This window comes from Evansella sp. AB-P1 (assembly GCF_029688925.1).
In the GTDB taxonomy this organism is placed as follows: domain Bacteria; phylum Bacillota; class Bacilli; order Bacillales; family Salisediminibacteriaceae; genus Evansella.
Window position 1 is genome coordinate 1 of sequence record NZ_JARUKY010000050.1, and the last position, 511, is coordinate 511.

Sequence of the window (511 nt, forward strand, 5' to 3'; positions counted from 1 at the left end):
TATGATTTTTAACGGCATGACGAGTTTTGTGTAATGTGTCTTGGCATGTATTTGTCCGACTAAATCAAGGAATAACCATTGAAATAAATCTGGATTCATTCCATTTAATCGACGTGAAAGTTGAGAAATACTGATGGAATCAAGGTCTACACCTTTTTGCAGCTGATCATCAAAGAGACAATCACTAAGGGCATGGAGGCTTTCCACCTCTTCCAGCTGTGCATAAAGTAATAATTTCAAGAATGATTCCGTCGTAAGTTTCTTTGTATAAAGATCTAATTTCAATGTTTTCACCTGTTCGTCAAATAATTTGAAATTTATAGGTGAAAACCATTGTCCAAATGAAGTTTTTCGTGTAATCTTATCCATGCGTTGGTCCTTTATTATTGGATTTGGACGGGATTACCACCTGACCTTATCCATTATAAAGGACTTTTTCTTTGCATAAAATAACTTTATTGAACATTTTGAGTATTTTAAATAGTTAGTCTAAATTAATGCAACACTAGTG

1 protein-coding gene is annotated in these 511 nt (G+C 33.5%); it reads right to left on the bottom strand.

All coding sequences use genetic code 11. The features are described from left to right. Positions 1-369: DUF4372 domain-containing protein (locus QA612_RS22475; RefSeq protein ID WP_278286059.1), on the bottom strand; the 369-nt coding region annotated here is incomplete at its 3' end. Positions 370-511 lie beyond the last annotated feature (142 nt).